This is a genomic window from Variovorax sp. Soil_C_17 (assembly GCF_057657265.1).
The window spans coordinates 44,435-70,853 of the sequence record NZ_JBDGIT010000011.1 but is presented as its reverse complement, the minus strand read 5'-3'; the positions used below and the strand labels follow the sequence as shown (position 1 = coordinate 70,853).

Sequence of the window (26,419 nt, the reverse complement as noted above, 5' to 3'; positions counted from 1 at the left end):
CGCTTGCGGCGCTCACAGCGGAAAGCTGCCCTCGGGCAGCTTTTCTGCGTTTTGGCTGACACACACGGACAAGTGGCAGGCGCACGCTGCGTAGCACTTTTAAACGAAGGAGTACGTTATGAAGAGGCTTGCCGCATTGATCGCCGTTGCTTTCACCCTCGCTGTTCCGCTGCATGGCTGCAACACGTGGAAGGGTGCGGGCCAGGACGTGCAGAAGGCGGGTGAAAAGATGGAAGACGCGGGCAAGAAGCGGCAATAAGAGCCCCGTACGACCATCGCACACCGGCAATCATGTCATCGCAGTTCGCGATGACTCACCGTTAAAAACAGAGGGACAATAGGGGCCTCCATCTCCATATGAGATGCCAGAGCCCCTCATGTCCTCATCCGATCGCAGCTTCGCCCGCCGCATCGACCTGACGTCGCTGCAGTTGTTCGTGGCCGTTTGCGAGCTTGGCAGCATCGGCCGCGCGGCAGAGCGCGAATTCATTGCCGCATCCGCCATCAGCAAGCGGCTGTCGGACCTGGAAGCCACCCTCGGCACCCCCCTGCTCTACCGCCACGCGCGGGGCGTCGACCTGACGCCGGCGGGCGAAAGCCTGTTGCACCACGCGCGCTCGGTGCTCTACAGCCTCGAGAAGATGCAGGGCGAGCTCAGCGAGTACGCCGAAGGCATCCGCGGCCATGTGCGCGTGCATGCCAACATCTCGGCCATCGTCCAGTTCCTGCCCGAGGACCTGGGCGCTTTCACGCGCGAGCACGACGCGGTCAAGATCGACCTCGAGGAGCACCTGAGCAGCGAGGTGGTCCGCGCAGTGCACGAGGGCGCGGCCGACCTGGGCATCTGCCATATGCCCGAAGGTGCGAACGAACTTCAAAGCCTGCTCTATCGCCACGACACGCTGGTGCTGATCGCGCCGGCCGGCCATCCGCTCACGAAGCGCCGCGGGATCGACTTTGCGGACTCGCTCGCCTTCGACCACGTCGGCCTCCACACCAACAGCTCGATCTATGTCGCGATGCACCAGGCGGCGCTGAGGGCCGGCCGCAGCATCAAGCTGCGCATCCACGTGACCGGCCTGGATGCCATGTGCCGCATGATCGAGAACGGCCTGGGCATCGGCGTGATGCCGTTGCGCGCGTTCGAGCTGATGCAGGGCGGCATCGGCCGCGGCCTGCGCAGCATTGCGCTCCTCGATGCCTGGGCCGCGCGCGAGATCCGGCTGGTGGCGCGCGACTTCTCCACGCTGCCGGTCGCGGCGCGCATGCTGGTCAAGCACCTGCAGGCGCCGGACTCGGCCGCCGATCCGCTGGCCGCCTGAGGCCCGGGTCGGCAGACAATTTCCCTCCCCACGAAAGAGACCATCACCATGGCACGCACGCTCTACGACAAGCTCTGGGACGAACATGTCGTCCACACCGAGGAAGACGGCACCTCGATCCTGTACATCGACCGCCACCTGGTCCACGAGGTGACCAGCCCCCAGGCCTTCGAGGGGCTGCGCGAGGCGGGTCGCAAGCTGTGGCGCATCAGCTCGGTGGTCGCGACCGCCGACCACAACACGCCTACCACCCACTGGGAGCGCGGCTACGAGGGCATCGAGGATCCGATCAGCAAGGAACAGATCACCACGCTGGACAGCAACATCGAGGAGTTCGGCGCCGCCGCCTTCTTCCCCTTCCTGAGCAAGCGCCAGGGCATCGTGCACGTGATCGGGCCCGAGTCGGGCGCCACGCTGCCGGGCATGACGGTGGTCTGCGGCGATTCGCACACCTCCACGCACGGCGCCTTCGGCGCGCTCGCGCATGGCATCGGCACCAGCGAGGTCGAGCATGTGATGGCCACGCAAACGCTCCTGGCCAAGAAGGCGAAGAACCTGCTCGTGAAGGTCGATGGCACGCTCGCCCCCGGCTGCACCGCCAAGGACATCGTGCTGGCCATCATCGGCCGGATCGGCACCGCCGGCGGCACCGGCTACACCATCGAGTTCGCCGGCTCGGCCATCCGCGACCTCAGCATGGAAGGGCGCATGACCGTGTGCAACATGGCGATCGAGGCCGGGGCACGGGCCGGGCTGGTGGCTGTGGACGAGAAGACCATCGCCTATGTCAAGGGCCGGCCGCTGGCGCCCACCGGCGTCGAGTGGGATCAGGCCGTCGAGTACTGGAAGACGCTGCAGTCCGACCCGGGCGCGCATTTCGACACGGTCGTCGAGCTGGATGCCGCGCAGATCAAGCCGCAAGTCACCTGGGGCACTTCGCCCGAGATGGTGCTGCCGGTGGACGGGCGCGTGCCGGACCCCGACAAGGAGAAGGACGCCAACAAGCGCGGTGCCATCGAGCGCGCCCTGAGCTACATGGGCCTGGAGCCGAACAAGCCGCTGAACGACATCTTCGTCGACAAGGTGTTCATCGGCTCGTGCACCAACAGCCGCATCGAGGACATGCGCGAGGCCGCCGCAATGGTCAGGAAGCTGGGCCGGAAGGTCGCGAAGAACGTCAAGCTGGCGATGGTCGTGCCCGGCTCCGGCATGGTGAAGGAACAGGCCGAGCGCGAAGGCCTCGACCAGATCTTCAAGGCCGCGGGCTTCGAGTGGCGCGAGCCCGGCTGCTCGATGTGCCTGGCGATGAACGCCGACCGGCTGGAGCCCGGCGAACGCTGCGCCTCGACCAGCAACCGCAACTTCGAAGGACGGCAAGGCGCCGGCGGCCGCACCCACCTGGTGAGCCCGGCGATGGCCGCGGCCGCCGCGGTGCACGGCCATTTCGTCGACGTCCGCCAATTCGCCTGAACGCCAAGGAGACATCACCATGCAGAAGTTCACCGTGCACAAGGGCCTCGTGGCGCCCATGGACCGCGAGAACGTCGACACCGACGCCATCATTCCCAAGCAGTTCCTGAAGTCGATCAGGAAGACCGGATTCGGCCCCAACCTGTTCGATGCGTGGCGCTACCTCGATCCGGGCGAGCCCGGCCAGGATCCGGCCTCGCGCAAGCCCAATCCCGACTTCGTCCTCAACCAGCCGCGCTATGCGGGCGCCTCCATCCTGCTGGCGCGCCAGAACTTCGGCTGCGGCTCCTCGCGCGAGCACGCGCCCTGGGCGCTCGACCAGTACGGCTTTCGCGCCATCATTGCGCCGAGCTACGCCGACATCTTCTTCAACAACAGTTTCAAGAACGGTCTGCTGCCGATCGTGCTGTCCGAATCGCAGGTGGCCCAGCTCTTCGACGAGACCTTCGCCTTTCCGGGCTACAGCCTGACCGTCGACCTCGAGCGCCAGGTCGTGGTCAAGCCCGACGGCAGCGAGATCGCCTTCGAGGTGCAGGCTTTTCGCAAGTACTGCCTGATCAACGGGCTGGACGACATCGGCCTGACACTGCGGCACAAGGACAAGATCCAGGCCTTCGAGGCCGAGCGCCTGGCCAAGAAGCCCTGGCTGGCACACCAGCTGATCGCCTGACTTTTTTCTTCATCTCTTCAGAACGACCTCATGAAAATCGCAGTTCTTCCCGGTGACGGCATCGGCACCGAAATCGTCGCCGAGGCCATTCGCGTGCTCGACGTCCTCGAGCTCTCGTACGAGATGGAATCGGCCCTGGTCGGCGGCGCGGCCTACGAGGCGCACGGCCATCCGCTGCCCGACACCACGCTCAAGCTGGCGAAGGAGGCCGACGCGGTGCTGTTCGGCGCCGTGGGCGACTGGAAATACGACCGCCTGGAGCGCTCGCTGCGGCCTGAACAGGCCATCCTGGGCCTGCGCAAGAACCTGGGCCTTTTCGCCAACTTCCGTCCGGCCATCTGCTACGAGCAGCTGGTCGGCGCCTCCAGTCTCAAGCCCGAGCTGATCTCGGGCCTGGACATCCTGATCATCCGCGAGCTCACCGGCGACATCTACTTCGGCCAGCCGCGCGGCCGCCGCACGGCATCCGACGGCCATTTCCCGGGCGCCGAGGAAGCCTTCGACACCATGCGCTACTCGCGCCCCGAAATCGAGCGCATCGCCCATGTCGCCTTCCAGGCCGCGCGCAAGCGCAGCAAGCGGGTGACCAGCGTGGACAAAGCCAACGTGCTCGAGACCTTCCAGCTCTGGAAGGACGTGGTGACCGAAGTGGGCAAGGAATACCCCGACGTCGAACTCGACCATATGTATGTGGACAACGCCGCGATGCAGCTGGTCAAGGCGCCCAAAAAGTTCGACGTGGTGGTCACCGGCAACATGTTCGGCGACATCCTCTCCGACGAGGCGGCCATGCTGACCGGCTCGATCGGCATGCTGCCCTCGGCCTCGCTCAATGCCAGCAACCAGGGCCTGTACGAGCCCAGCCACGGCAGCGCGCCCGACATTGCCGGCAAGGGGGTTGCCAATCCTTTGGCTACAATCCTGTCCGCTGCCATGATGCTCCGCTTCTCCCTGAACCAAGCCGAGGCTGCCGACCGGATCGAGTCGGCGGTCAAGCACGTGCTGGCGCGGGGCCTGCGGACGGCAGACATCTGGTCGGAGGGCACGACCCGGGTCGGCACGCGCGAGATGGGCGACGCCGTGGTGGCAGCCATCACCAAAAAGACGATTACCGGCTAACCGCAGCCCGTTTCGTCACGCCCTTCCCCGGCTCGACGAGCCGGGCGCAAGAAAAGACGACTTTCTTTTTTTCACAAGGGCAAACTGAAAATGGCGAACGCAACTCAACCTCTGGTCGGCCTCGTCGGCTGGCGCGGCATGGTCGGCTCGGTCCTGATGGACCGCATGCAGGCCGAAGGCGACTTCCAACTGATCGAGCCGCTGTTCTTCTCCACCTCCAACGCCGGCGGCAAGGCTCCGGCCATGGCGAAGAACGAGACCGCCCTGAAGGACGCGCACGACATCGAAGCGCTCAAGAAGTGCGACATCGTCGTCACCGCCCAGGGCGGCGACTACACCTCGGCCGTGTTCGCCAAGCTGCGCGCCGCCGGCTGGAACGGCCACTGGATCGACGCTGCTTCCACCCTGCGCATGAACGATGACGCGATCATCGTGCTCGACCCGGTCAACCTGCCGGTGATCCAGAAGGCGCTCGCCAAGGGCGGCAAGAACTGGATCGGCGGCAACTGCACCGTCAGCTGCATGCTGATGGGCGTGGGCGCCCTCTACAAGGCCGGCCTGGTCGAGTGGATGACCAGCATGACCTACCAGGCTGCCTCCGGCGGCGGTGCGCAGCACATGCGCGAGCTGCTCACGCAGTTCGGCAGCCTGAACGCCGAAGTGCGCGCCCTGCTGGACGACCCGAAGTCGGCCATCCTCGAGATCGACCGCAAGGTGCTGGCCCGCCAGCAGTCCTTGAGCGCCGCCGAGACCGCCAACTTCGGCGTTCCGCTGGGCGGCAGCCTGATTCCCTGGATCGACAAGGACCTGGGCGACGGTACAAGCAAGGAAGAGTGGAAGGCCGGCGCCGAGACCAACAAGATTCTCGGCCAGGGCGCCGCCTTCGGCACCGCTGCCACGCCGGTCGATGGCTTCTGCGTGCGCGTCGGCGCAATGCGCTGCCACAGCCAGGCGCTGACCTTCAAGCTCAAGAAGGACGTGCCGCTGGCGGACATCGAGGCGCTGATCGCCGCCGACAACGCCTGGGCCAAGGTCGTGCCGAACACCCGCGAAGCCACGCTGCAGGACCTGACGCCGGTCGCGGTGACCGGCACCATGAACATCCCGGTCGGCCGCTTGCGCAAGCTGGCGATGGGCCCGGAATACGTCGGCGCCTTCACCATCGGCGACCAGTTGCTCTGGGGAGCCGCAGAGCCGCTGCGGCGCATGCTGCGCATCCTGCTGGAGGCCTGATGCGGCGTCGGGCGCTCTCCGGACGCTCGACGTTGCGATGCCGCAACGCAGAAATGGCGCCGAAGTTGGCACGCACTGGGTAGATAAGGCCTGTCGCCTTGTCAGTGCGGGGCGATGATGTTAACGTCCTCTTACACTTTCGGGCCCCAATTGCCCTCTACCAGCATGACACGACATCCGTTGCCTGCGGCCCGACTCTCGGCCATTTGCCCGACCTCGCGCCTTCCCGCCCGCGGTCAACTCTCTCTTCTCAGCACGGCGGTAGCTTTGGCCCTGGGATTGGTGAGCTTCGACGCCGCGGCGCTGGCCCTCGGCCGGCTCAACGTGCAATCGGCGCTGGGCGAGCCTTTGCGGGCCGAAATCGAGGTCACGGAAATCGCGCCGGCCGAAGCCGATGGCCTGAAGGTCAACATTGCACGGGTCGATGCCTTCAATGCGGCCGGCGTCCCTTACAACGCGGTTCTGGCCGACGTGCGGACCAGCCTGCAGCGCCGCGCCGACGGCCGCTACGTGGTGCGGCTGACCAGCAATCGCTCGCTCAGCGAGCCTTTCATCGACCTGCTGGTCGAGGCCAACTGGAACTCCGGCCGTGTCGTGCGCGACTACACGGTGCTGCTGGACCCGCCAAGGAGCCGCACGGCCACGGCGGCTGCGCCGATCGCCCCCACCGCCCCACAAATCAGCGCCGCCCCTGAGCCGCGCAGTGCCCCGGCCGTCACGCCGACGCCCTCGCGCCGCGGGACTGCGCCAGCCGTTTCGGCTGCCCCGGCCGACCCGGCGGCGAGCGAACGCAGCGTGCGCACGGGTTCGGGGTCAGGGTCTGGCGAGCAACAGGTCACGGTTCAGCCTGGCGATACCGCAAGCAAGATCGCAGGCGCCTACAAATCTGCCGATGTGTCCCTCGACCAGATGCTGGTGGCCCTGCTGCGCGCCAATCCCAACGCTTTCATCGGCGGCAACGTCAACCGCATCAAGGCAGGCGCCGTCGTCGATGTGCCGAACGCGTCGCAGGCCGCAGCCATCCCGAGCGAAGAGGCAAAGCGCACCGTCACGGCGCAGAGTCGGGATTTCGGCGACTACCGCCGCCGCCTGGCCGAGAACGCACCTGCCTCGCAGGTCGCCAATGCCGACCGTCAGGCCAAGGGCAAGCTGCAGGCCAACGTCGAGGATCGCAACGCCGCCAACGCTGCGGCCGACAAGCTGCGCGTCACCCAAGGGGGTGCGGGCCGGACCGAGGAGCAGTTGGCTCGAAGCCGACAGGCCCAGGAAAGCAGCACGCGCGTTGCCGAACTGTCGAAGAACATCGATGAACTGAACAAGCTGCAAGCCGCGAGCGGCAGCCCGCCGGCGACCGGCGCCGGAAGCACGGCACCGGCAGCAGTTGCAGCCCCGGCCAGTCCGGCGCCCACCCCAGCAGGCAGCACCGCGGCACCCGCCGCAGCGCCGGCAGCGAATCCCGCTGCACCAGCCCTTCCCGCAGCGATGGCACCAGCAGCCACCGCGGCTGCCGATGCACCCGCAGCGGCTGGCGCTGCGCCGACGTCCGCGCCCGAAGCAGTTGCCGCCGCACCGGCCGCGGCGCCTGCACCAGCCCCGGCCGCAGCGGCCAAAGCTCCCGCTCCCGTGCCTGCCCCGGCACCCGGCTTCTTCGACGAACTGCTCGCCAACCCGCTGATCCTCGGCGGGGCCGCGCTGATCGCGCTGCTGGTCGGCTTCCTGCTCTACCGCGTCCTGGGCCGCAAGCGCCGCGACGCCGGCGAGAGCGTGTTCCTTGAAAGCCGCATCCCCAAGGACTCCTTCTTCGGCGCCAGTGGCGGCGAGTCGGTGGACACCAAGAACCGCGGCAATTCGATCGTTTCCTCGCTGTCCTACTCGCCGAGCCAGCTCGACGCCGGCGATGTCGACCCGGTGGCTGAGGCCGATGTCTACCTGGCCTACGGCCGCGACCTGCAGGCCGAGGAAATCCTGCGCGAGGCGCTGCGCGTCAACCCTGAACGCACCGCCATCCACCTCAAGCTGCTCGAAATCCACGCCAAGCGGCGCGATCTTCGCGCCTACGAGGCGCTGGCATCGGACGTGCACAAGCTGACCGGTGGCACCGGAGCCGACTGGAACCGCGTGGTGGAGATGGGCAAGGACCTGGACCCCGGCAATCCGCTGTACGAGTCGAACGGCCGGAACGTGACGCCCGCGGAAGCTGCAGCCTTTGCCGGCACCCTGGCTGCCGCGACGGCAGCGACGCCAGCGCCGGCGGTGGCTGCCCCAAAGCCCGCCCCGGTGGTGGCCGCACCGCCGCCGGCCTTCGTGCCCTCGGTTGCCCCGCTGGACTTCGACCTTGACCTCAGCAAGCCGGCACCGCTCGCGCCCGCCAACGTCGGCGCCAGCCTGCCGCCGACGCAAATCCAGGTACCCGCGCCTGCCCAGCCGCAGCCACGCGTGGCGCACACGAACGGAAGCCATTCGGGCCCCACCGCTCCGTCCGCCAAGCTCGACCTGCACAACGATTTCGACACCGCTCCGGGCGCCCTCGAGCCGACCACGGTGCGTGCACCGCTGGTCTCGGACGAAGACATGGCGCAGCCGGCCACGTTGCGCGCCGGCCTGCCGGGCGACTCCGGCTTCATCGAGTTCGACATGAGCTCGATGGCCGGGTTGCGCGCCCCCGCCGACACGGAGCGCGGCCGCTTGGAGCCGCAGGCCGAGGAAAGCGGCGAAAGCCCCCACGCCGTCAAGCTGTCGCTGGCGCGCGAGCTGAAGGCGCTGGGCGATGTCGAAGGCGCCCGCTCGCTGGTCGAGGAAGTGGCCGCCGAAGCTTCGGACGAGGTCAAGGCCGAAGCCAAGCAGCTGCTCGTCGAGCTGCGCTGAGCGGCCATTCGTCGCCGATCTCCCGGTGAGGCTGGCCCTCGGCGTTCGCTATCACGGCCAAGCCTACGACGGCTGGCAGAGCCAGCTCTCGGGCCGCACCGTGCAGGACAAGCTGGAGGACGCTCTCGGCCGTTTCGCCGACCAGCCCATCTCCACCCTTTGCGCAGGCCGCACCGATGCCGGCGTGCACGCGGTGATGCAGGTGGTGCACTTCGATACCTCGGTCGAGCGCGAGCCTTTCTCGTGGGTGCGCGGCACCAACCGCTACCTGCCGGACGACATCGCGGTGCAATGGGCACAGCCCGTGCCCGACCAGTTCCACTGCCGCGCCAGCGCATTGACGCGGCGCTATCTCTACGTGCTGTCGCAGTCGCCGGTGCGCCCGAGCCTGGACGCGGGCCGGGTCGGCTGGTCCATCCACCCGCTCGACGGCGACGCGATGCGGACGGCCGCCGCCATGCTGCTGGGCCGGCACGACTTCAGCTCCTTCCGGGCCTCGGCTTGCCAGGCGCTGTCGCCGGTCAAGGACCTGCGGCGCATCGAGATCACGCGCCGGGGCGAGAACGATCGCTGCCGCTGGCACTTCGAATTCGAGGCCGATGCCTTCCTGCACCACATGATCCGCAACATCATGGGCTGCCTGGTGCGCATCGGTCATGGCAAGGCACCGCCGGCATGGATGCAGGAAGTGCTGGAGGCCCGCAGCCGGCTGGTGGCGGCGCCCACCTTCTCGCCCAACGGCCTCTACTTCCTGGGACCGCTCTACGACGCCGGATGGGGTCTTCCGCCGGAAGCCACCTTGCAGGCCGGAGGCGCTGCGTATGATGGCCCGCCATGACTGCCGCGCCCTCCAACGCACGCACACGCATCAAGATCTGCGGGCTCACGCGCGAGCAGGACGTGGATGCCGCGGTCGAAGCCGGTGCGGACGCGGTGGGCTTCGTGCTCTATCCGGCCAGCCCGCGTGCCGTGACCGCGGAACGCGCACGCGAGCTGGCCTCGCGCCTGCCGCCTTTCATCACACCGGTCCTGCTGTTCGTCAATGAGCCGCCGGCCGCAGCCCTGGCGGCGTTGCAAGGCGTGCCCGGCGCCATCGCCCAGTTTCACGGCGACGAATCGCCCGAGCAATGCTGGGAAGCGAGCGGCAGGGGCGCCCACCGCTACATGCGTGCAGCCCGCATTCCACTCGGTGCAGCCGGGGCCGGCTTCGACCTCGTAAAATATGCCTCCGATTACTCTCGCGCCCAGGCCATCCTGCTCGACGCCCACGTCGAAGCCTATGGCGGTGGCGGCAAGGCATTCGATTGGTCACTTCTTCCACACGGCGTCGACGCTCACCTCGTCTTGAGTGGTGGGCTCGCACCTGCAAACGTGGGCGATGGCATTCGCCGGTTGCGCACGGCCGCGAAATCGCTGGCCGTTGACGTGAGCTCCGGCGTCGAGGCCGCCAAAGGCATCAAGGACGCCGCGAAGATCCGCGAATTCGTGGCCGCCGTGCGGGCGGCCGATGCATTGACATAGCGCGCCGCCCGGTTCGATCGTCCGGGCGGCCCGCCCATCGATCGAGACCATGAACAGCTACAACCAACCCGACGCCAGCGGCCATTTCGGCATCTATGGCGGCACCTTCGCCAGCGAGACGCTGACCCACGCGATCAACGAATTGCGCGAGGCCTATGCGAAATACAAGGACGACCCCGAGTTCCAGGCCGAATTCCGCTACGAGCTCGCCCATTTCGTGGGCCGCCCCTCGCCGATCTATCACGCCGCGCGCACCAGCCGCGAAATGGGCGGTGCCCAGATCTACCTGAAGCGCGAGGACCTGAACCACACGGGTGCGCACAAAGTCAACAACACCATCGGCCAGGCAATGCTGGCCCGGCGCATGGGCAAGCCGCGCGTGATCGCCGAAACCGGGGCTGGCCAGCATGGCGTGGCCACCGCCACCATCTGCGCGCGCTACGGACTCGAATGCGTGGTCTACATGGGCAGCCAGGACGTGAAGCGCCAGAGCCCCAACGTCTACCGCATGAACCTGCTGGGCGCGACCGTGGTCCCGGTGGAATCGGGCAGCAAGACGCTGAAGGATGCGCTCAACGAGGCGATGCGCGACTGGGTCACCAATGTCGAGAACACCTTCTACATCATCGGCACGGTCGCGGGTCCGCACCCTTATCCGATGATGGTGCGCGACTTCCAGCGTGTGATCGGCGACGAGTGCATCGCGCAGATGCCGGCCATGTTGGCGGCGCAGGGGATCACCGGCGAGGCGGAAGGCCGGCAGCCGGACGTGGTGGTGGCCTGCGTGGGCGGCGGCAGCAACGCGATGGGCATCTTTCATCCCTACATCCCCTTCGCCCGCACGCGGCTCGTCGGCGTCGAAGCAGCCGGCGAAGGATTGGACAGCGGCAAGCACGCAGCTTCGATCCTGCGTGGGAGCCCCGGCGTGTTGCATGGCAACCGCACGTACTTGCTGCAGAACGAGGACGGACAGCTGACCGAGACGCACAGCATCAGCGCCGGCCTCGACTATCCCGGCGTGGGACCCGAGCACGCCTACCTGGCCGACATCGGCCGCGCAGAATACGTGGGCGTCACCGACGCCGAGGCGCTGGAGGCCTTTCACTACCTGTGCCGCGCCGAGGGCATCATCCCCGCGCTCGAATCCAGCCATGCTGTGGCCTATGCGATGAAGCTCGCGAAAACCATGCGCCCCGACCAGTCGATCCTGGTCAACCTCTCGGGCCGCGGCGACAAGGACATCGGCACCGTGGCCGACCTGTCGGGCGTGGACTTCTACGACCGGCCGTCGATGCGCGGCCTCAGCGTGAAAGGAGGCCGGGCATGAGCCGCCAGGCCGCTCCCAAGGCGAAAAGCACCGTAGCCGAAGGCGAAGGTACTCCAGTGAGCCGCACGGCCGCTCCGAAGGCTCATGGCACCGCAGCCGAAGGCGCAGGTCCAGCAAGCCGCATCGCCGCCACCTTCGAGCGCCTTCGCGAGCACGGCCGCAGGGCGCTGATTCCCTACGTGACGGCCGGCTTCCCCTACGCCGACATCACGCCCGAGCTGATGCACGGCATGGTGGAAGCGGGTGCCGACGTGATCGAGCTCGGCGTGCCCTTCTCCGACCCCATGGCCGACGGCCCCGTGATCCAGGCCGCCGGCGAAGCGGCACTGGCGCTTGGCATCGGCATGAAGCAGGTGCTGGCCATGGTGAGCACCTTCCGCCGCACGGACGACGCGACCCCGGTCGTGCTCATGGGCTACGCCAACCCGATCGAGCGCTACGACGGCGTGCACGGCAAGGGCAGCTTCATCCGCGACGCGGCCGCCGCGGGCGTCGACGGGCTCTTGGTGGTCGACTATCCGCCCGAGGAATGCGAGGACTTCGCCGCCGGCTTGCAGGCGCACGGCATCGACCTGATCTTTCTGCTGGCCCCCACCAGCACCGCAGAGCGCATGGCGCAGGTGGGCCGCATCGCCACGGGCTACGTCTACTACGTCTCGCTCAAGGGCGTGACTGGCGCCGGGCACCTCGACACCGAGGCCGTCGGCCGGATGGTCCCGCGCATCCGCGAGCACGTGAAGCTGCCCGTGGGCGTGGGCTTCGGCATTCGCGATGCGCGCAGCGCGCAGGCGGTGGGCTCGACGGCCGACGCCGTCGTGATCGGCACCCGCATCATCCAGCTGATCGACGCGCAGCCGCGTGAGCAAGTGGTGCCGCTGGTGCGCGAATTCCTGGCCGAGATTCGGGAAGCCCTGGATGCGCTGCCGGCCGCGACCGCCAAGAACGCGGCTGGTCGATAATCAGCCGGTTTGCCCTCACAACCCCTCTCCCGCGGGCGGGAGAGGGGAGCTACCCGCCGCGAAGGCCTCCTTCGCGAGAACTTCGAACTGGAGCCCCCATGAGCTGGCTTGAAAAACTGCTTCCGCCCAAGATTGCGCCCACCGACCCGAGCGAGCGCCGCCAGATGCCCGAGGGCCTCTGGATCAAGTGCCCAAGCTGCGACACCGTGCTCTACAAGACCGACCTGGAGCACAACCAGAACGTGTGCCCGAGCTGCGGCCACCACCACCGCATCGGCGCGCGAGCGCGAATCGACGCCTTCCTGGACCCCGAGGGCCGCTACGAAGTGGGTCAGGAAGTCCTGCCGGTCGACGCCCTCAAGTTCAAGGACAGCCGCAAGTACCCCGAGCGGCTCAAGGAGGCACTGGAGAATACCGGCGAGACCGACGCGCTGGTGGTGGTGGGCGGCTCGGTCCACAGCATCAACGTCGTGGTGGCCTGCTTCGAATTCGACTTCATGGGCGGCAGCATGGGCAGCGTGGTCGGCGAGCGCTTCGTGCGCGGCGTCGAGACCGCGATCGAGCAGAAGGTGCCTTTCATCTGCTTCACCGCCACCGGCGGCGCGCGCATGCAGGAAGGCCTGCTGTCGCTGATGCAGATGGCCAAGACCAACGCCGCGCTCACGCGCCTGGCCAAGAAGGGCCTGCCCTACATCAGCGTGCTGACCGACCCGACCATGGGCGGCGTGAGCGCCGGCTTCGCCTTCGTGGGTGACGTGGTGATCGCCGAGCCCAAGGCGCTGATCGGCTTCGCCGGCCCGCGCGTGATCGAATCGACCGTGCGCGTGACCCTGCCCGAGGGCTTCCAGCGCGCCGAGTTCCTCCAGACCAAGGGCGCGATCGACTTCATCTGTGATCGTCGCGAGCTGCGCAAGACGGTCGCCAACACGCTGGCGATGCTGCTGCGTCAGCCGGCAGACGCGGTCATCTGAAGCGCGCAGGCCGCAACTAGCGGCCCAATCCGAACACCGTTGCCATCACGCTGCCCAGCACGATGGCGCCCACCTGCAGCAGCACGATGGCGGCGAGCGGCGACAGGTCCACGCCGCCCACCAGCGGGATGAAGCGACGCAGCGGCCGCACCAGCGGCTCGGCCAGGCGCGCAATCAGGTCGTGGAGCATCGACGACGCATTCGGCACCCACGAAAGAATGGCGTAGACGATCAGCAGCGCCGTGAGGCCCGACACCGTCAGCTGCAGCAGGCCGATGAGCGACACCAGCGGCAGGATGGCCCAGCGCTCGAGCGCCCCCATCAGCGCCCACAGCACCAGGAACTTGAGCATGACCAGCAGCCAGGCGGCGACGGCGCTCGCCAGGTCCCAGCGCTTGACCGAGGGCACGATCCGCCGCAGCGGCAGCACGATCCAGTCGGTGATTGCGAACACGAAGCGCCCCAGCGGGTTGCCGAAGGGCACGCGGTGGTACTGCATGTACAGGCGCAGCAGGCATGCCCCGCCGACGAGGCCGACGATCACGTCGAGGAGAAACGAAGGGATCTGGTAGAACATGGCGCGCTGTCGTGGACGGAATGCGATGATAGCCACGCAAGGTTCCTCGATGACGACACAACCCCTCCCGCAGCCCCTGCCTCTCTTCCCGCTGGGCACCGTGCTCTTCCCCGGCGGCTTCCTGCCCCTGCGCATCTTCGAAGTGCGCTACCTCGACATGATCGGCAAATGCCACAAGACCGGCACGCCCTTCGGTGTCGTCAGCCTGACCCAAGGCACGGAAGTCCGGCGCCCGGGCGGGGAGGCGGAGCGCTTCGCCGAGGTCGGCACGCTCGCCGAGATCCGCGAGTTCGATGTGCCGCAGGTCGGGCTGATGCAGATCGCCTGTCTCGGCACGCAGCGCTTCCGCCTGCGCTCCAGCGAGTTGCAAAAGCATGGGCTGTGGACCGCAGAGGCCGACGCCTTGCCCGATGACGTTGCGCTCGAGGTGCCCGATGATCTGCGAGCCGTTTCCGATGCCCTGCGCCGCCTGGTGGACACTCTTGAAGAACGCCGCCGCATGGAAGGCGGCGAGCAGATTCGACTGCCGGTCCAGGCGCCCTTCCGCTTCGACGACTGCGGCTGGGTGGCCAATCGCTGGTGCGAGCTGTTGCCTGTGCCGGTGGAACTCAAGCAGCGGCTCATGGAGCTCGAAAGCCCTTTGATGCGCCTGGAGCTGGTGGGCGACCTGCTCGCGCGCACCGGCATCACCAAGTAGCCCACAGGGGACTCGAGAGCACCGCCGGCTAAAATCGCGGGTTGCGCGCGATTCGCCTGTGCCCCAACTTCTCCCCTCATGTCCGACGCTCTCCCCTCCCACGCTCCCGCTCCCGACGACAACCAGCTCATCGCCGAACGGCGCGAAAAGCTGAAGACGCTACGCGCCGCGCAGGCCGAGGGCAAGGGCGTCGCCTTCCCGAACGACTTCAAGCCCGCCGACCGCGCGGCAGCGCTGCTCGCCGCTCACGGCGAAACGGAACCCGATGCACTGGAAGCCACGCCGATCGCCGTCAGCGTAGCCGGGCGCATGATGCTCAAGCGTGTCATGGGCAAGGCCAGCTTCGCCACCGTGCAGGACGCCAGCGGCCGCATTCAGCTCTACGTCACGCGCGATGCCGTCGGTGAAGAGGCCTATGCCGAGTTCAAGCGCTGGGACCTGGGCGACATCGTCGGCGCCGAAGGCACCGCCTTCAAGACCAAGACCGGCGAGCTCTCCGTCAAGGTCACGAAGCTGCGTATGCTCACCAAGAGCCTGCGGCCGCTGCCCGACAAGTTCCACGGCATGGCCGACCAGGAGCAGAAGTACCGGCAGCGCTACGTCGACCTGATCACCGACGAGACGGCGCGCGAGCGCTTCACCGCACGCAGCCGCGCCGTGAGCGCACTGCGCGAGTTCATGGTGGCCAACGACTTCCTCGAGGTCGAGACGCCGATGCTGCACCCCATTCCCGGCGGCGCCAACGCCAAGCCCTTCAAGACGCACCACAACGCGCTGGACCAGGAGATGTTCCTGCGCATCGCGCCGGAGCTTTACCTGAAGCGGCTGATCGTCGGCGGCTTCGAGCGCGTGTTCGAGATCAACCGGAGCTACCGCAACGAGGGCATTTCGGTGCGGCACAACCCCGAGTTCACGATGATGGAGTTCTACGCGGCCTACTGGAACTACCGCGACCTGATGGACTTCACCGAGACGCTGATCCGCACCATCGCTCAGAAGAGCGTCGGCAAGCTCCAGCTGGACTACCAGGGCAAGCCGGTGGACCTGAGCCAGCCCTTCGAGCGGCTCACCATCCGCGAAGCGATCGCCCGGCACACCGAAGCCGGCGCGAATGCCGACGATGCCGCGTGGCTGCGCGACGCCCTGCACAAGCTCGGCCTGAACGAGGAAAAAGACAAGCTTTCGCAGCGCAGCCTGGCCAGCCTGCAGGTGATGTACTTCGAGGAAACGGTGGAGGAAAAGCTCTGGCAGCCGACCTTCATCATGGAGCACCCGACCGAGATCTCGCCGCTGGCACGTGCCAACGACGAGCGCCCCGAAGTGACGGAGCGTTTCGAGCTCTACATCACCGGCCGCGAGTTCGGCAATGGCTTCAGCGAGCTCAACGACGCCGAGGACCAGGCCGCGCGCTTCAACGCCCAGGTCTCGGCCAAGGACAGCGGCGACGACGAGGCGATGTTCTACGACCACGACTTCGTGCGTGCGCTCGAATACGGCATGCCGCCCACCGGCGGCTGCGGCATCGGCATCGACCGGCTGATGATGCTGTTGACCGATTCCCCCAGCATCCGCGACGTGATCCTCTTTCCTGCACTGCGCCGGGAATCTTGAGCACTCCGGCCCCCGTCCTCGGCATCGACTTCGGAACCTCCAATTCCGCAGTCGCGTGCGTGGCGGGGCGCGAGCTGGCGCGCATGCTGCCGCTGGAAGGAGCGGCGACGACCATCCCGACCGCGGTCTTCTTCAACACCGAGGATCGCAGCACGCATTTCGGGCGCGATGCCATCGCGCTGTACCTGGCGGGCACGGAAGGCCGGCTGATGCGATCGCTCAAGAGCCTGCTGGGCAGCTCGCTGATGCAGGACCAGACCGAAATCGGCCACCAGCGGGTCAGCTTCGAGGACATCATCGCCCTCTTCCTGTCGGAGCTTGCGGCACGCGCCCATCGTCAGCTCGGCGTCCGGCCCGCGCACGTCGTCATCGGCCGTCCGGTGCATTTCGTGGACGACGATCCGGAGCGCGACCGCGAAGCCGAGGCCACGCTGCGCCGGGCCGCACTGAATGCCGGCCTGGGCAACGTCGACTTCCAGTACGAACCGATCGCCGCCGCTTTCGACTACGAGCGCCGCGTCGCCCGCGAATCGCTGGTGCTGATCGTCGACATCGGCGGCGGCACCTCCGACTTCACGGTGGTGCGCCTGGGCCCCGAACGCATGGCGAAGACAGAACGCGCCGGCGACGTGCTGGCCACCACGGGCGTGCACATCGGCGGCACCGACTTCGACCAGCGCCTCAGCGTCGAATGCGTGATGCCGCAGTTCGGATGCCGGCACATCGGCCCGCAAGGCCGCGAGGTGCCGAGCAGGACCTTCTTCGACCTGTCATCGTGGCACCTGATCAACTGGCTCTATGCGCCGAAGGCGCTCCGGCAGGTGCAGGAACTGCGGATCAACTACCTCGACACGCGACTGCACGACCGGCTCATGACGGTGCTGGCGGACCGGCAGGGCCACCGCATCGCCAGCGAGGTGGAGGAAGCCAAGATCGGGACGTCGATGACGAAGAACGACGTCGCGATCGACCTGTCGTTCGCGGAACCGAAGCTGAGCGCGTTGCTCAGGGCCGGCGACATGGAACGTCTGCTTTCGGCACTGCTCGACAGCGTGGTCGCGTGTGCGCGCGACTGCGTCGGCCGGGCAGGCCTGCGCGAGGACCAGCTCGATGCCATTTACCTCACGGGTGGCTCCTCGGCGCTGCGCCCCTTCCAGAGCACGCTGCGACAGGCCTTCCCTGGCACGGAGGTCATCGAGGGCGATCTCTTCGGCGGCGTGGCCTCCGGCCTGGCCTATGCTGCGGCCGGCGCGAGAACGCCGCAACCCGCATGAAATACCTGGCCGCCTACCCGGCGGCGTTGCGCGCCCAGGTCGAGCAGCTCATGGCGCAGGGCCGACTCGGCGACTGGCTGCTGAAGCGCCACGGCGGCGTGCACGGCATCCGGAATGACCGCGCGCTCTACGACTACGTGAGTGGACTGAAGAGCGAGTTCCTGCGCAATGCCGAGCCGCTGGCCAAGGTGGCCTTCGACAACAAGCTGCACGTGATCCGCAACGCGCTCGGCACCCACACGACCATCTCGCGCGTGCAGGGAAGCAAGCTGAAGGCGAAGCGCGAGATCCGCGTGGCCAGCCTTTTCAAGGAAGTGCCGATCGAATGGCTGCGCATGATCGTGGTGCACGAGCTGGCGCACACGAAGGAGCGCGCGCACGACAAGGCCTTCTACCAGCTCTGCACCCATATGGAGCCGGACTATCACCAGCTCGAATTCGACCTGCGCCTCTACCTGACGCACCTGGAGAGCGGCGGCCCCGCACTGTGGTCGGCCGCTGCCTGAACGCCGTCAGAGTCTGGACAGCGTCGCGGCCGACTGCCGGTAGGCGGGCTCGCGCATGAGATCGTCCCAGGCGAGCGCATCGCCCCGCGGCAGCAGCCGGCGCCGGCGCGCCTCGCGAGCCGCCTCCGGCTTCCAGCGGCCATCGCGGCGCGCAGCCGCGAAACCATCGAGCACTTCATCGAGCACCGTGCTCTCGCCGATGCTCTGGTTGCACAGCAGCGCGAGATCGCATCCCGCCTCGAGGGCGGCGAGCGCGGCATCGGTGTAGCTCAGCTGCTCGCCCTGGACACTGCGCGCGGCTTCCATGCTGAGGTCGTCGCTGAACACCGCGCCTTCGAAGCCCAGCCGGCCGCGCAGGATCTGCTGCAGCCACTTCGGCGAGAAGCCGGCCGGACGGGCGTCGACCTTCGGATAGATCACATGGGCGGGCATCACCGCCGCGAGCGTGCCGCCCAGCCAGTCGTAGGGCCGCGCATCTTCCGCGAGGATCGCCTTGAGGCTGCGGCGGTCCACGGGGATCGCCACGTGCGAGTCGGCGCGCACGAATCCATGCCCGGGAAAATGCTTGCCGCAGTTCGACATGCCCGCCTGCAGCAGGCCATGCGCCAGGCTGCGCGCGAGCATCGCGACAACGCGGGGATCGCGGTGGAAGCTGCGGTCGCCGATCACGCTGCTCTCACCGTAGTCGAGGTCGAGCACGGGCGTGAAGCTGAAGTCGACGCCGCAGGCGCGCAGCTCGGCGCCCAGCACATGACCGCAGGCAACGGCTGCCTGGGTGGCGCGCAGCGGATCGCGCGTCCACAGCTCGCCGAGCGTGCGCATGGAGGGCAGCAGGGTGAAGCCGTCGGAGCGGAAGCGCTGCACCCGTCCTCCCTCATGGTCGACGCAGATCAGGATGTCGGGCCGCAGCGCCTTGATCTCGGCGTTGAGGGCGCCCATCTGGGACCGGTCCTGCCAGTTGCGGGCGAAATGGATCACCCCGCCCACCAGCGGATCGGCGAGGCGGCGGCGGTCGGCCGCACTCAACACGGTGCCCGCGACATCGATGATCAAGGGGGCGTGCAGGGGGTTCAGGTCTGTCATGGCTTGCGTTCGACCACGACGAAGCTCGCCGCGTAGTCGGTCTCGTCGGTCACGGTGACGTGCGCCACCAGGCCTTCGGCCTCGAACCAATCCTTCAGCACGCCGTGAAGCACGATCACGGGTTTGCCGCTGCGCTGGTTCGCGATCTCGCACAGGCGCCAGCTCATCGGCATGCGCATGCCCTTGCCGATGGCCTTGCTGAAGGCCTCTTTGGCGGAAAAGCGCGTGGCAAGGTAGCGCAGGCCGCGCTTCGGCCACCGGGCGCTGCGGGCGCGCCAGACATCGAGCTCGGCGTCGCTCAGCACCCGCTGGGCAAAGCGCTCACCCTGGCGTTCGAAGGTGGCGGCGATGCGGCGGATGTCGCAGATGTCGGTGCCGATGCCGTAGATCACGCGGCCTCTCGAATACAGCGAAGGTAGTCCCGCGTGGCCGCGGCGTAGCCCAGTTCCAGGGAATCGGAGACGAAGGCATGGCCGATCGAGACCTCGCGCACGTCGCGCACCGCCCGCAGGAAGTCCGTGAGGTTGTCGCGGCTCAGGTCGTGGCCGGCGTTGACTTCCAGGCCGGCCGCCTGGGCCGCGCGGGCTGCTTCCGCATAGAGCTCCAGCACCGTCTGCGCCCTGGAAGTGCCGCGCGAGGCGGCGTAGCCCTCGGTGTAGAGCTCGATGCGGTCTGCGCCGACCGCCTTGGCGGCGGCCATCATGTCCGGCTCCGGGTCCATGAACAGGCTCACGCGCACGCCCAGCGCCTTCGCCTCGGCGATCAGAGGGCGCAGGCGATCGGCATCGTCGGGGAAGGTCCAGCCGTGGTCGCTGGTCGACTGGGCCACCTCGTCCGGGACGAAGGTGGCCTGGTGCGGGCGAAGCTCGCGCACGAAATCCATCAGATTGTGGAAGGGATTGCCCTCGATGTTGAACTCGGCCTGGGGCCAGTCCTTGCGCAGCAGCTCCGACAGGTCCTGAACGTCCTGCGGGCGGATGTGGCGCTGGTCAGGCCGGGGATGCACCGTGATGCCGTGCGCGCCGGCATCCAGGCACAGCGCGGCGGCAAAAAGCACGCTGGGGATGCCCAGCGAGCGCGTGTTGCGCACCAGCGCCACCTTGTTGAGGTTGATCGACAGGGAAGTGCTCATAGGGCTTGCAAGTCTTTCATCATCTGGCGCGTGCGCAGGGTGCTCACACCGCAATGGTAGTGGAGCAGTGCGCGCAGCTGAGTGCGCAGGGCGCTGCTGGCGCCGGCACTCATCGTGGCGGCCTGGCGCAGCGTGGAGGCCAGCGGTGCGCGCTCTTCCAACGAGCGTTGCAGCGCCTGCCATTCCGCGCCAACGAGCGCGGACTCTTCCTCGGCGGCCAGGCGCAGGCCGGCCTCGGGCACGAGCGCATAGCGGGCCTGCGGGTCCAGCGGCGCGAGCGTCAGCGTCTCGACATCGAGCACCGGCAGCAGTCCCACCTCGCGCAGGAGCAGGAGCTCGAAGGCGCGCAGCGCGGCCGCCTGGGTGGCGGCCTGGGCCCCGCCGTGGTCGCCCGCCAGCACCTGCACCACCACGGCGTAGCCGTCGAACAGCGCCTCGTGCGCGTCGTCGCGCGCCAGCAGGCGCAGCAGCAATTCGTTGAGGTAGTAGCCCGAGAGCAGGGCCTCGCCGGTCGGCATCACATGGCCGCCCATCCACTCGGCCCCCTTGAGCGTGCGGATCTCGGCGTCGCCGCCGTAGTTGAGCTGCAGCGGCTGCAGGGGCAGCAGTACCGGCCTGAAATTGGAACTGGGCCGCTTCGCCCCCTTGGCCACCAGGGCGATACGGCCATGGTGGCGGGTGAACACCTCCAGGATCAGGCTCGACTCGCTCCAGTCATAGTGGTGGAGCACATAGGCCGGTTCATGGGAAACGCGGTGGGTGGCCATTCACAGGCGAGTGCGCTCATTCATAGCCGAACGAGCGCACCCGCGCCTCGTCGTCGGCCCAGCCCGACCGCACCTTGACCCACAGTTCGATGAAGACCTTCGCATCGGCGAGCTTCTCGAGCTCCTGGCGGGTCTCGGTGCCGATGCGCTTGATGCGCTCGCCCTTGTCGCCGATCACCATCGCCTTGTGGCTGTCGCGCTCCACGACGATGGTGGCGGCGATGCGCAGCAGGCGCTTCTGGCCCTTGCGGGCGGGCGGCTCTTCCTGGAATTTGTCGATCACCACCGTCGAGGTGTAAGGGAGCTCGTCGCCGGTCAGGCGGAACAGCTTTTCCCGCACCAGTTCGCTGGCGAGGAACTGCTCGCTGCGGTCGGTGAGCTCGTCCTCGGAATACCACCAGGCCTGCTCCGGCAGGTACTTTTCACAGATCGCGAACAGGCGCTCGATGTCCTTGGGGTTCTTGGCCGACATCGGCACGAACTCGGCGAAGGCGTGTCGCCCCTGCATGTCTTGCAGCCAGGGCGCCAGCTCGCTGCGGCGGTGCACGTTGTCGAGCTTGTTGGCGATCATCACGGTCGGGATGCCGGTGCCGAGCAGCTTCAGCACGCGCTCGTCGGCGGGGGTGAAGCTGCCGGCCTCGACCACGAAGAGGATCAAGTCCACGTCGGAGACCGCACCCACGACTGTCTTGTTGAGCGAGCGGTTGAGCGCGTTGGCATGCAACGTCTGGAAGCCCGGCGTGTCGACGAAGACGAACTGCGTCGCCCCCCGCGTGCGCATGCCGGTGATGCGGTGCCGGGTGGTCTGCGCCTTGCGCGAGGTGATGCTGATCTTCTGGCCGACCAGCGCATTGAGGAGCGTCGACTTGCCCACGTTGGGCTTGCCGACGATGGCGACCAGGCCGCAGCGCTGGTTGGGAGATGCGTCCGGGGCCGCGCCCTCTTCGGGAGGGAGCGGATCGGATTCGATGGGATGGTTCATGGGGATGCCTTTGTCGCGCCGCCTCGCGCCTTGAGCCGGATCAACATGGCGGCTGCCGCAGCCTGCTCGCCGGCGCGGCGCGAGCCGCCGATGCCGCGTTCGCGCAAGCCCAGGTCGGGCACCTCGCATTCGACATCGAAAGTCTGCTTGTGCGCCGCGCCCAGCGTGCCGATCACGCGGTAGACCGGCAGCTTCATTTTGTGGCCCTGCAGCCATTCCTGCAATTCGGTCTTCGGGTCCTTGGCCACGGCGTCCATGCGCGGCGTGATGGCCACCGACTCGTAGAGCCGCCGCACCAGCGCCTGCGCCGGGCCATAGCCGGCGTCGAGGTAGACGGCGCCGATCAGCGCTTCGAGCGCGTCGGCCAGGATCGAAGGGCGGTTCGGCCCGCCGGAGCGCGCCTCCCCTTCGCCGAGCCGCAGCAGCGGGGACAGCGCCAGCTTGAGCGCCAGCTGATGCAGGGTGTCCTGCTTGACCAGGTTGGCCCGCACTCGGGACAGGTCGCCCTCGGGCAGTTGCGACAGCCGCTCATAGAGCAGATGGGCGACCGCGAGGTTGAGGACCGAGTCGCCCAGGAATTCGAGCCGTTCGTTGTGGTCGGCCGAGAAACTGCGGTGCGTCAGCGCGCGCTGAAGCAGCCGCGGGTCGGAAAAGGAATGCTGGATGCGCGCCTGCAGCGCGGCGAGGTCGCCGCCGGTCACAGCCGGCCCGCCGCGGCGCCGCCACGGGGCAGGCACGCGCCCCCCACAGGGCGATGCAAGGGCTGGGCTGCGATCCTGCGGGCTTCCATTTCAGCGCGATTGGCCTTCGTACTTGAGCGTCAAGTAGGCGGGGCCGAACAGGTGAATCTCGCGCTCGTAGGCGAAGGACACGACGACCTTGTCGCCGACCTTCTTCACGTCGAGGTCCTTGCCCGAGACCGACTGGAAGTCGTCGATGGCCTGGGCGCGATCGAAGATCGCCCGTACCTCGGGGACCGTCGTGCCTTCCTTGGCCTTGTTCGCCGCCTTGCTGATCGCCTGGTATTCGATCAGCGTCGGAATGACCTGCGCCACCACCACGCCGACACAGGCCAGCACGATGGCGACAAACAACAGCCCGATGAAGGAGATGCCACGCTGGCGCCTCCTGGATTGACTTGCACTCATGCCCTCTTTTCCCTCCAAACCCCGATTATTGGAATCCGCCGATGCGCTTCAGGTCGCCGAAATTCATCCAGACGAAGAAGGCCCTGCCTACGATGTTCTTGTCCGGCACGAAGCCCCAGTAGCGCGAATCGAGCGAGTTGTCGCGGTTGTCGCCCATCATGAAGTAGTGCCCGGGCGGCACCTTGCACACAACGCCCTCGACACTGTAGCGGCAATTTTCCTGATGCGGGAACGCCATGATCTCGGCCTCCGACAGGCCGGCGCGGCGGCCGTCGTCGTTGAGCAACATGTGCCGCTTGCCGCCGAGGTCCTCCGCATACTGCTTGAGGTAGCGCATCGCCTCCTCGTCGAAATACTCGGGCACCGCCTGCTTGGTGACCGGCTGGCCGTTGATGGTGAGCTTCTTGTTGAGATAGGCGACCTCATCGCCAGGCACGCCGATGACGCGCTTGATGTAGTCCATGCTCGGCTTGGGCGGGTAGCGGAACACCATCACGTCACCGCGCGCCGGCGGCGTGCCCTCGCTGATCTTCGTGTTGATGACGGGCAGGCGCAGGCCGTAGGTGAACTTGTTGACCAGGATCAGGTCGCCGGTCAGCAGCGTGGGCATCATCGAGCCGGAGGGGATCTTGAAGGGCTCGACGAGGAAAGAGCGCAGCAGGAACACCGCCAGGATCACGGGGAACAGGCCCGCCGTCCAGTCCAGCCACCAGGGCTGCATGAGCAGGCGCTCTCGCACCTTGGGGTCGGTGGTGTCGACCTGCGTGATGCCCTGGCGGGCCAGTTCTTCGCGCCGCTGGGCGAGAGAGCCCTCCAGCGCCTCGGCCGCCTTTCGGCGCCGCGGCAAGAAGTAGAAGCGCTCCGCCAGCCAATACAGGCCGGTGACCACGGTTGCAAGAAACAGCAGCAGCGCGAAATTGCCTTCGACTGCACCGAAGTACCAGGCACCGATATAACCAACGAAAGCCGCAAGGATCAGGGAGGTGAGAAATGCCATCGATGCCGTGTTCTTAGTCTTCGACCTGCAGGATGGCGAGAAAGGCCTCTTGCGGGACCTCGACCGAGCCGATCTGCTTCATTCTTTTCTTGCCCGCTTTCTGCTTCTCGAGCAGCTTGCGCTTGCGGGTGATGTCGCCGCCGTAGCACTTGGCGAGCACGTTCTTGCGCAGGGCCTTGATTGTCTCACGCGCAATGATGTTGGCCCCGATGGCGGCCTGGATCGCGACGTCGTACATCTGGCGGCTGATGATCTCGCGCATCTTGGAAACGACCGCCCGGCCACGGAACTGGCTCTGGCTGCGATGCACGATGATCGACAGCGCGTCGACCTTGTCGCCGTTGAGCAGGATGTCGACCTTGACCACGTCCGAGGCCCGGTACTCCTTGAACTCGTAGTCCATCGACGCATAGCCCCGGCTCACCGACTTCAGCTTGTCGAAGAAGTCCAGCACGATCTCGCCCAACGGCATCTCGTAGGTGAGCATGACCTGGCGGCCGTGGTAGGCCATGTTCATCTGCACGCCGCGCTTCTGATTGGCCAGCGTCATCACCGAACCCACGTACTCCTGCGGCATGTAGAGGTGGACCGTCACGATCGGCTCGCGGATCTCCGCCATGCGGCCGACGTCGGGCATCTTGGACGGGTTCTCGACCATGATGACCTCGCCGTCGTTCTTCACGACCTGGTAGACCACGCTGGGGGCGGTCGTGATCAGGTCCTGGTCGAACTCGCGCTCCAGCCGCTCCTGCACGATCTCCATGTGCAGCAGGCCCAGGAAGCCGCAGCGGAAGCCGAAGCCCAGCGCCTGGGACACCTCCGGCTCGTAGTGCAACGAGGAGTCGTTGAGCTTGAGCTTCTCCAGCGCGTCGCGCAGCGAGTCGTATTCGCTCGCCTCGGTCGGGTACAGGCCGGCGAACACCTGTGGCTGGATTTCCTTGAAGCCGGGCAAGGCCTCGGTGGCAGTGGCAGCCGCGCCGCCGCTGCCGGTCTTGATCTGGGTGACGGTGTCGCCGACCTTCGCGGCCTGCAGCTCCTTGATGCCGGCGATGATGAAGCCGACCTCGCCGGCCTCGAGCGACTGCCGCGGTTCGGTCGCTGGGGTGAAGACGCCCAGGCTGTCCGCGTTGTAGCTCGCGCCGGAGGCCATCATCTTGATGCGGTCGCCCTTCGCCAGGCGGCCGTCGACCACGCGCACCAGCATCACCACGCCCACGTAGGCGTCGAACCAGCTGTCGATGATCATCGCGCGCAAGGCCGCATCGGGATTGCCGCGCGGCGCCGGCACCTTGGCCACGATGGCCTCGAGAATCTCGTCGATGCCCATGCCGGTCTTCGCGGAACAGGGGATCGCATCGCCCGCGTCGATGCCGATCACGTCCTCGATCTCTGCCTTCGCGTTGTCGGGGTCGGCCTGTGGCAGGTCCATCTTGTTGAGCACCGGCACCACTTCGACACCGAGATCGAGCGCGGTGTAGCAGTTGGCCACCGTTTGTGCTTCGACGCCCTGGCTCGCATCGACAACGAGCAATGCGCCTTCGCATGCAGAGAGCGAGCGACTCACTTCATAAGAGAAGTCGACGTGACCCGGCGTGTCGATCAGATTGAGGTTGTAGACCTGTCCATCGCGTGCCTTGTAGTGCAGCGCGGCGGTCTGCGCCTTGATGGTTATCCCACGCTCTTTCTCGATGTCCATCGAGTCGAGGACCTGCGCTTCCATCTCGCGCTCGGCGAGTCCTCCGCAGCGCTGGATCAAGCGGTCTGCGAGCGTCGACTTGCCATGGTCGATGTGCGCAATGATCGAAAAGTTTCTGATGTGATTCATCAACGGGAACGCTTAAGTACTTGAATTGGCTCGTGCGCAGCAGGCGACAGGCAAGAAAAAAGGGCGCGTCCCCAAGAGACGCGCCCTGAACCAACAAGCAATGGCAACTGCAGTAGTTGGAACTTCATTGTAGGCAAAAAGGGGGGCGCGTACAGCCGGGCCGGGGCCTCGGATCCGTCGTTGCAGGTCAGCAACATGGGACTTATGAACAACTTATCAACAGGATCGGTGGACCAGTTCCTTAACAACTTGTGGGCGATCTGTGGAGCGTCGGTGGACGGCACGCAGGAATCTCGCATCGTGGAGAAGGCTTGCCCGCTTATGCGCCAGCTGCGGTCTGCGTTGGCCCTATTCTACCGAAAA

26 protein-coding genes are annotated in these 26,419 nt (G+C 67.0%); 16 read left to right on the top strand and 10 right to left on the bottom strand.

Annotated features, from left to right (window positions below; genetic code table 11):
* Positions 1 to 118 precede the first annotated feature (118 nt).
* The 12 genes from AC3A6Y_RS30280 (at position 119) to accD (ending at position 13,457) form a co-directional block, all read left to right on the top strand.
* Positions 119 to 259: an entericidin A/B family lipoprotein gene (locus tag AC3A6Y_RS30280; protein WP_106555146.1), complete on the top strand. Its 141-nt coding sequence runs from the start codon at positions 119 to 121 to the stop codon at positions 257 to 259.
* A 118-nt stretch (positions 260 to 377) separates the two neighbouring features.
* A complete protein-coding gene (locus AC3A6Y_RS30275) occupies positions 378 to 1,322 on the top strand; it encodes a LysR family transcriptional regulator (RefSeq protein ID WP_487871918.1) in 945 nt (314 codons plus the stop codon).
* Between the two features lie 48 nt (positions 1,323 to 1,370).
* Positions 1,371 to 2,792, top strand: coding sequence for a 3-isopropylmalate dehydratase large subunit (gene leuC / locus AC3A6Y_RS30270; protein ID WP_487871917.1), 1,422 nt, complete (start codon positions 1,371 to 1,373; stop codon positions 2,790 to 2,792).
* Between the two features lie 19 nt (positions 2,793 to 2,811).
* Positions 2,812 to 3,462 carry a 3-isopropylmalate dehydratase small subunit gene (gene leuD, locus AC3A6Y_RS30265; protein ID WP_487871916.1) on the top strand — a complete coding sequence of 217 codons (651 nt, stop codon included), beginning with the start codon at positions 2,812 to 2,814 and terminating at the stop codon, positions 3,460 to 3,462.
* Positions 3,463 to 3,492: 30 nt separating this feature from the next.
* Positions 3,493 to 4,581, top strand: a complete 1,089-nt coding sequence (leuB, locus tag AC3A6Y_RS30260) for a 3-isopropylmalate dehydrogenase (RefSeq protein ID WP_487871915.1) — start codon at positions 3,493 to 3,495, stop codon at positions 4,579 to 4,581.
* Between the two features lie 90 nt (positions 4,582 to 4,671).
* Positions 4,672 to 5,814: an aspartate-semialdehyde dehydrogenase gene (asd, locus tag AC3A6Y_RS30255; protein ID WP_487871914.1), complete on the top strand. Its 1,143-nt coding sequence runs from the start codon at positions 4,672 to 4,674 to the stop codon at positions 5,812 to 5,814.
* 267 nt (positions 5,815 to 6,081) lie between these two features.
* Positions 6,082 to 8,679 carry a FimV/HubP family polar landmark protein gene (locus AC3A6Y_RS30250; protein WP_487871913.1) on the top strand — a complete coding sequence of 866 codons (2,598 nt, stop codon included), beginning with the start codon at positions 6,082 to 6,084 and terminating at the stop codon, positions 8,677 to 8,679.
* 25 nt (positions 8,680 to 8,704) lie between these two features.
* Entirely contained in the window at positions 8,705 to 9,517 is an 813-nt protein-coding gene (gene truA / locus AC3A6Y_RS30245) for a tRNA pseudouridine(38-40) synthase TruA (RefSeq protein ID WP_487871912.1), read from the top strand.
* A complete protein-coding gene (locus AC3A6Y_RS30240; RefSeq protein ID WP_487871911.1) occupies positions 9,514 to 10,200 on the top strand; it encodes a phosphoribosylanthranilate isomerase in 687 nt (228 codons plus the stop codon). The genes truA and AC3A6Y_RS30240 overlap by 4 nt, the downstream gene beginning before the upstream one ends.
* A 49-nt stretch (positions 10,201 to 10,249) precedes the next feature.
* A complete protein-coding gene (gene trpB / locus AC3A6Y_RS30235) occupies positions 10,250 to 11,527 on the top strand; it encodes a tryptophan synthase subunit beta (RefSeq protein ID WP_487871910.1) in 1,278 nt (425 codons plus the stop codon).
* Entirely contained in the window at positions 11,524 to 12,486 is a 963-nt protein-coding gene (gene trpA / locus AC3A6Y_RS30230; RefSeq protein ID WP_487871909.1) for a tryptophan synthase subunit alpha, read from the top strand. The genes trpB and trpA overlap by 4 nt, the downstream gene beginning before the upstream one ends.
* Before the next feature lie 98 nt (positions 12,487 to 12,584).
* On the top strand, positions 12,585 to 13,457 hold the full coding sequence (gene accD / locus AC3A6Y_RS30225) for an acetyl-CoA carboxylase, carboxyltransferase subunit beta (RefSeq protein WP_487871908.1): 873 nt from the start codon (positions 12,585 to 12,587) through the stop codon (positions 13,455 to 13,457).
* A 16-nt stretch (positions 13,458 to 13,473) separates the two neighbouring features.
* On the opposite strand, the gene AC3A6Y_RS30220 is transcribed toward accD, so the two are convergent.
* Positions 13,474 to 14,034 carry a YggT family protein gene (locus AC3A6Y_RS30220; protein ID WP_487871975.1) on the bottom strand — a complete coding sequence of 187 codons (561 nt, stop codon included), beginning with the start codon at positions 14,032 to 14,034 and terminating at the stop codon, positions 13,474 to 13,476.
* A gap of 49 nt (positions 14,035 to 14,083) precedes the next feature.
* Between AC3A6Y_RS30220 and AC3A6Y_RS30215 the strand changes: the two genes are divergently transcribed.
* The 4 genes from AC3A6Y_RS30215 (at position 14,084) to AC3A6Y_RS30200 (ending at position 18,122) form a co-directional block, all read left to right on the top strand.
* Positions 14,084 to 14,731 (top strand): LON peptidase substrate-binding domain-containing protein, encoded by a 648-nt coding sequence (locus AC3A6Y_RS30215; protein WP_487871907.1) that lies wholly within the window; start codon positions 14,084 to 14,086, stop codon positions 14,729 to 14,731.
* A 78-nt stretch (positions 14,732 to 14,809) separates the two neighbouring features.
* Entirely contained in the window at positions 14,810 to 16,342 is a 1,533-nt protein-coding gene (lysS, locus tag AC3A6Y_RS30210; RefSeq protein WP_487871906.1) for a lysine--tRNA ligase, read from the top strand.
* Positions 16,336 to 17,616 carry an Hsp70 family protein gene (locus AC3A6Y_RS30205; RefSeq protein WP_487871974.1) on the top strand — a complete coding sequence of 427 codons (1,281 nt, stop codon included), beginning with the start codon at positions 16,336 to 16,338 and terminating at the stop codon, positions 17,614 to 17,616. The genes lysS and AC3A6Y_RS30205 overlap by 7 nt, the downstream gene beginning before the upstream one ends.
* Positions 17,613 to 18,122, top strand: a complete 510-nt coding sequence (locus AC3A6Y_RS30200; RefSeq protein WP_487871905.1) for a YgjP-like metallopeptidase domain-containing protein — start codon at positions 17,613 to 17,615, stop codon at positions 18,120 to 18,122. Before AC3A6Y_RS30205 ends, AC3A6Y_RS30200 begins: the two co-directional genes overlap by 4 nt.
* A gap of 6 nt (positions 18,123 to 18,128) precedes the next feature.
* Here the strand turns inward: AC3A6Y_RS30200 and nagZ are convergent, their stop codons facing one another.
* The 9 genes from nagZ to lepA are packed head-to-tail and all read right to left on the bottom strand — an operon-like array spanning position 18,129 to position 26,056.
* Positions 18,129 to 19,205: a beta-N-acetylhexosaminidase gene (gene nagZ / locus AC3A6Y_RS30195; protein WP_487871904.1), complete on the bottom strand. Its 1,077-nt coding sequence runs from the start codon at positions 19,203 to 19,205 to the stop codon at positions 18,129 to 18,131.
* A complete protein-coding gene (gene acpS, locus AC3A6Y_RS30190; protein ID WP_309972600.1) occupies positions 19,202 to 19,597 on the bottom strand; it encodes a holo-ACP synthase in 396 nt (131 codons plus the stop codon). Before acpS ends, nagZ begins: the two co-directional genes overlap by 4 nt.
* Positions 19,594 to 20,337 carry a pyridoxine 5'-phosphate synthase gene (locus tag AC3A6Y_RS30185; protein WP_487871903.1) on the bottom strand — a complete coding sequence of 248 codons (744 nt, stop codon included), beginning with the start codon at positions 20,335 to 20,337 and terminating at the stop codon, positions 19,594 to 19,596. Before AC3A6Y_RS30185 ends, acpS begins: the two co-directional genes overlap by 4 nt.
* Entirely contained in the window at positions 20,334 to 21,104 is a 771-nt protein-coding gene (gene recO, locus AC3A6Y_RS30180; RefSeq protein WP_487871902.1) for a DNA repair protein RecO, read from the bottom strand. The genes AC3A6Y_RS30185 and recO overlap by 4 nt, the downstream gene beginning before the upstream one ends.
* A 16-nt stretch (positions 21,105 to 21,120) precedes the next feature.
* Positions 21,121 to 22,086, bottom strand: a complete 966-nt coding sequence (gene era / locus AC3A6Y_RS30175; RefSeq protein ID WP_487871901.1) for a GTPase Era — start codon at positions 22,084 to 22,086, stop codon at positions 21,121 to 21,123.
* Complete coding sequence (gene rnc, locus AC3A6Y_RS30170; RefSeq protein WP_487871900.1) at positions 22,083 to 22,823, bottom strand: ribonuclease III; 741 nt, start codon at positions 22,821 to 22,823, stop codon at positions 22,083 to 22,085. The genes era and rnc overlap by 4 nt, the downstream gene beginning before the upstream one ends.
* A gap of 54 nt (positions 22,824 to 22,877) precedes the next feature.
* A complete protein-coding gene (locus AC3A6Y_RS30165) occupies positions 22,878 to 23,234 on the bottom strand; it encodes a DUF4845 domain-containing protein (RefSeq protein ID WP_487871899.1) in 357 nt (118 codons plus the stop codon).
* 25 nt (positions 23,235 to 23,259) lie between these two features.
* Entirely contained in the window at positions 23,260 to 24,231 is a 972-nt protein-coding gene (gene lepB, locus AC3A6Y_RS30160) for a signal peptidase I (RefSeq protein WP_487871898.1), read from the bottom strand.
* 13 nt (positions 24,232 to 24,244) lie between these two features.
* On the bottom strand, positions 24,245 to 26,056 hold the full coding sequence (gene lepA, locus AC3A6Y_RS30155; RefSeq protein WP_487871897.1) for a translation elongation factor 4: 1,812 nt from the start codon (positions 26,054 to 26,056) through the stop codon (positions 24,245 to 24,247).
* Between the last annotated feature and the right edge of the window lie 363 nt (positions 26,057 to 26,419).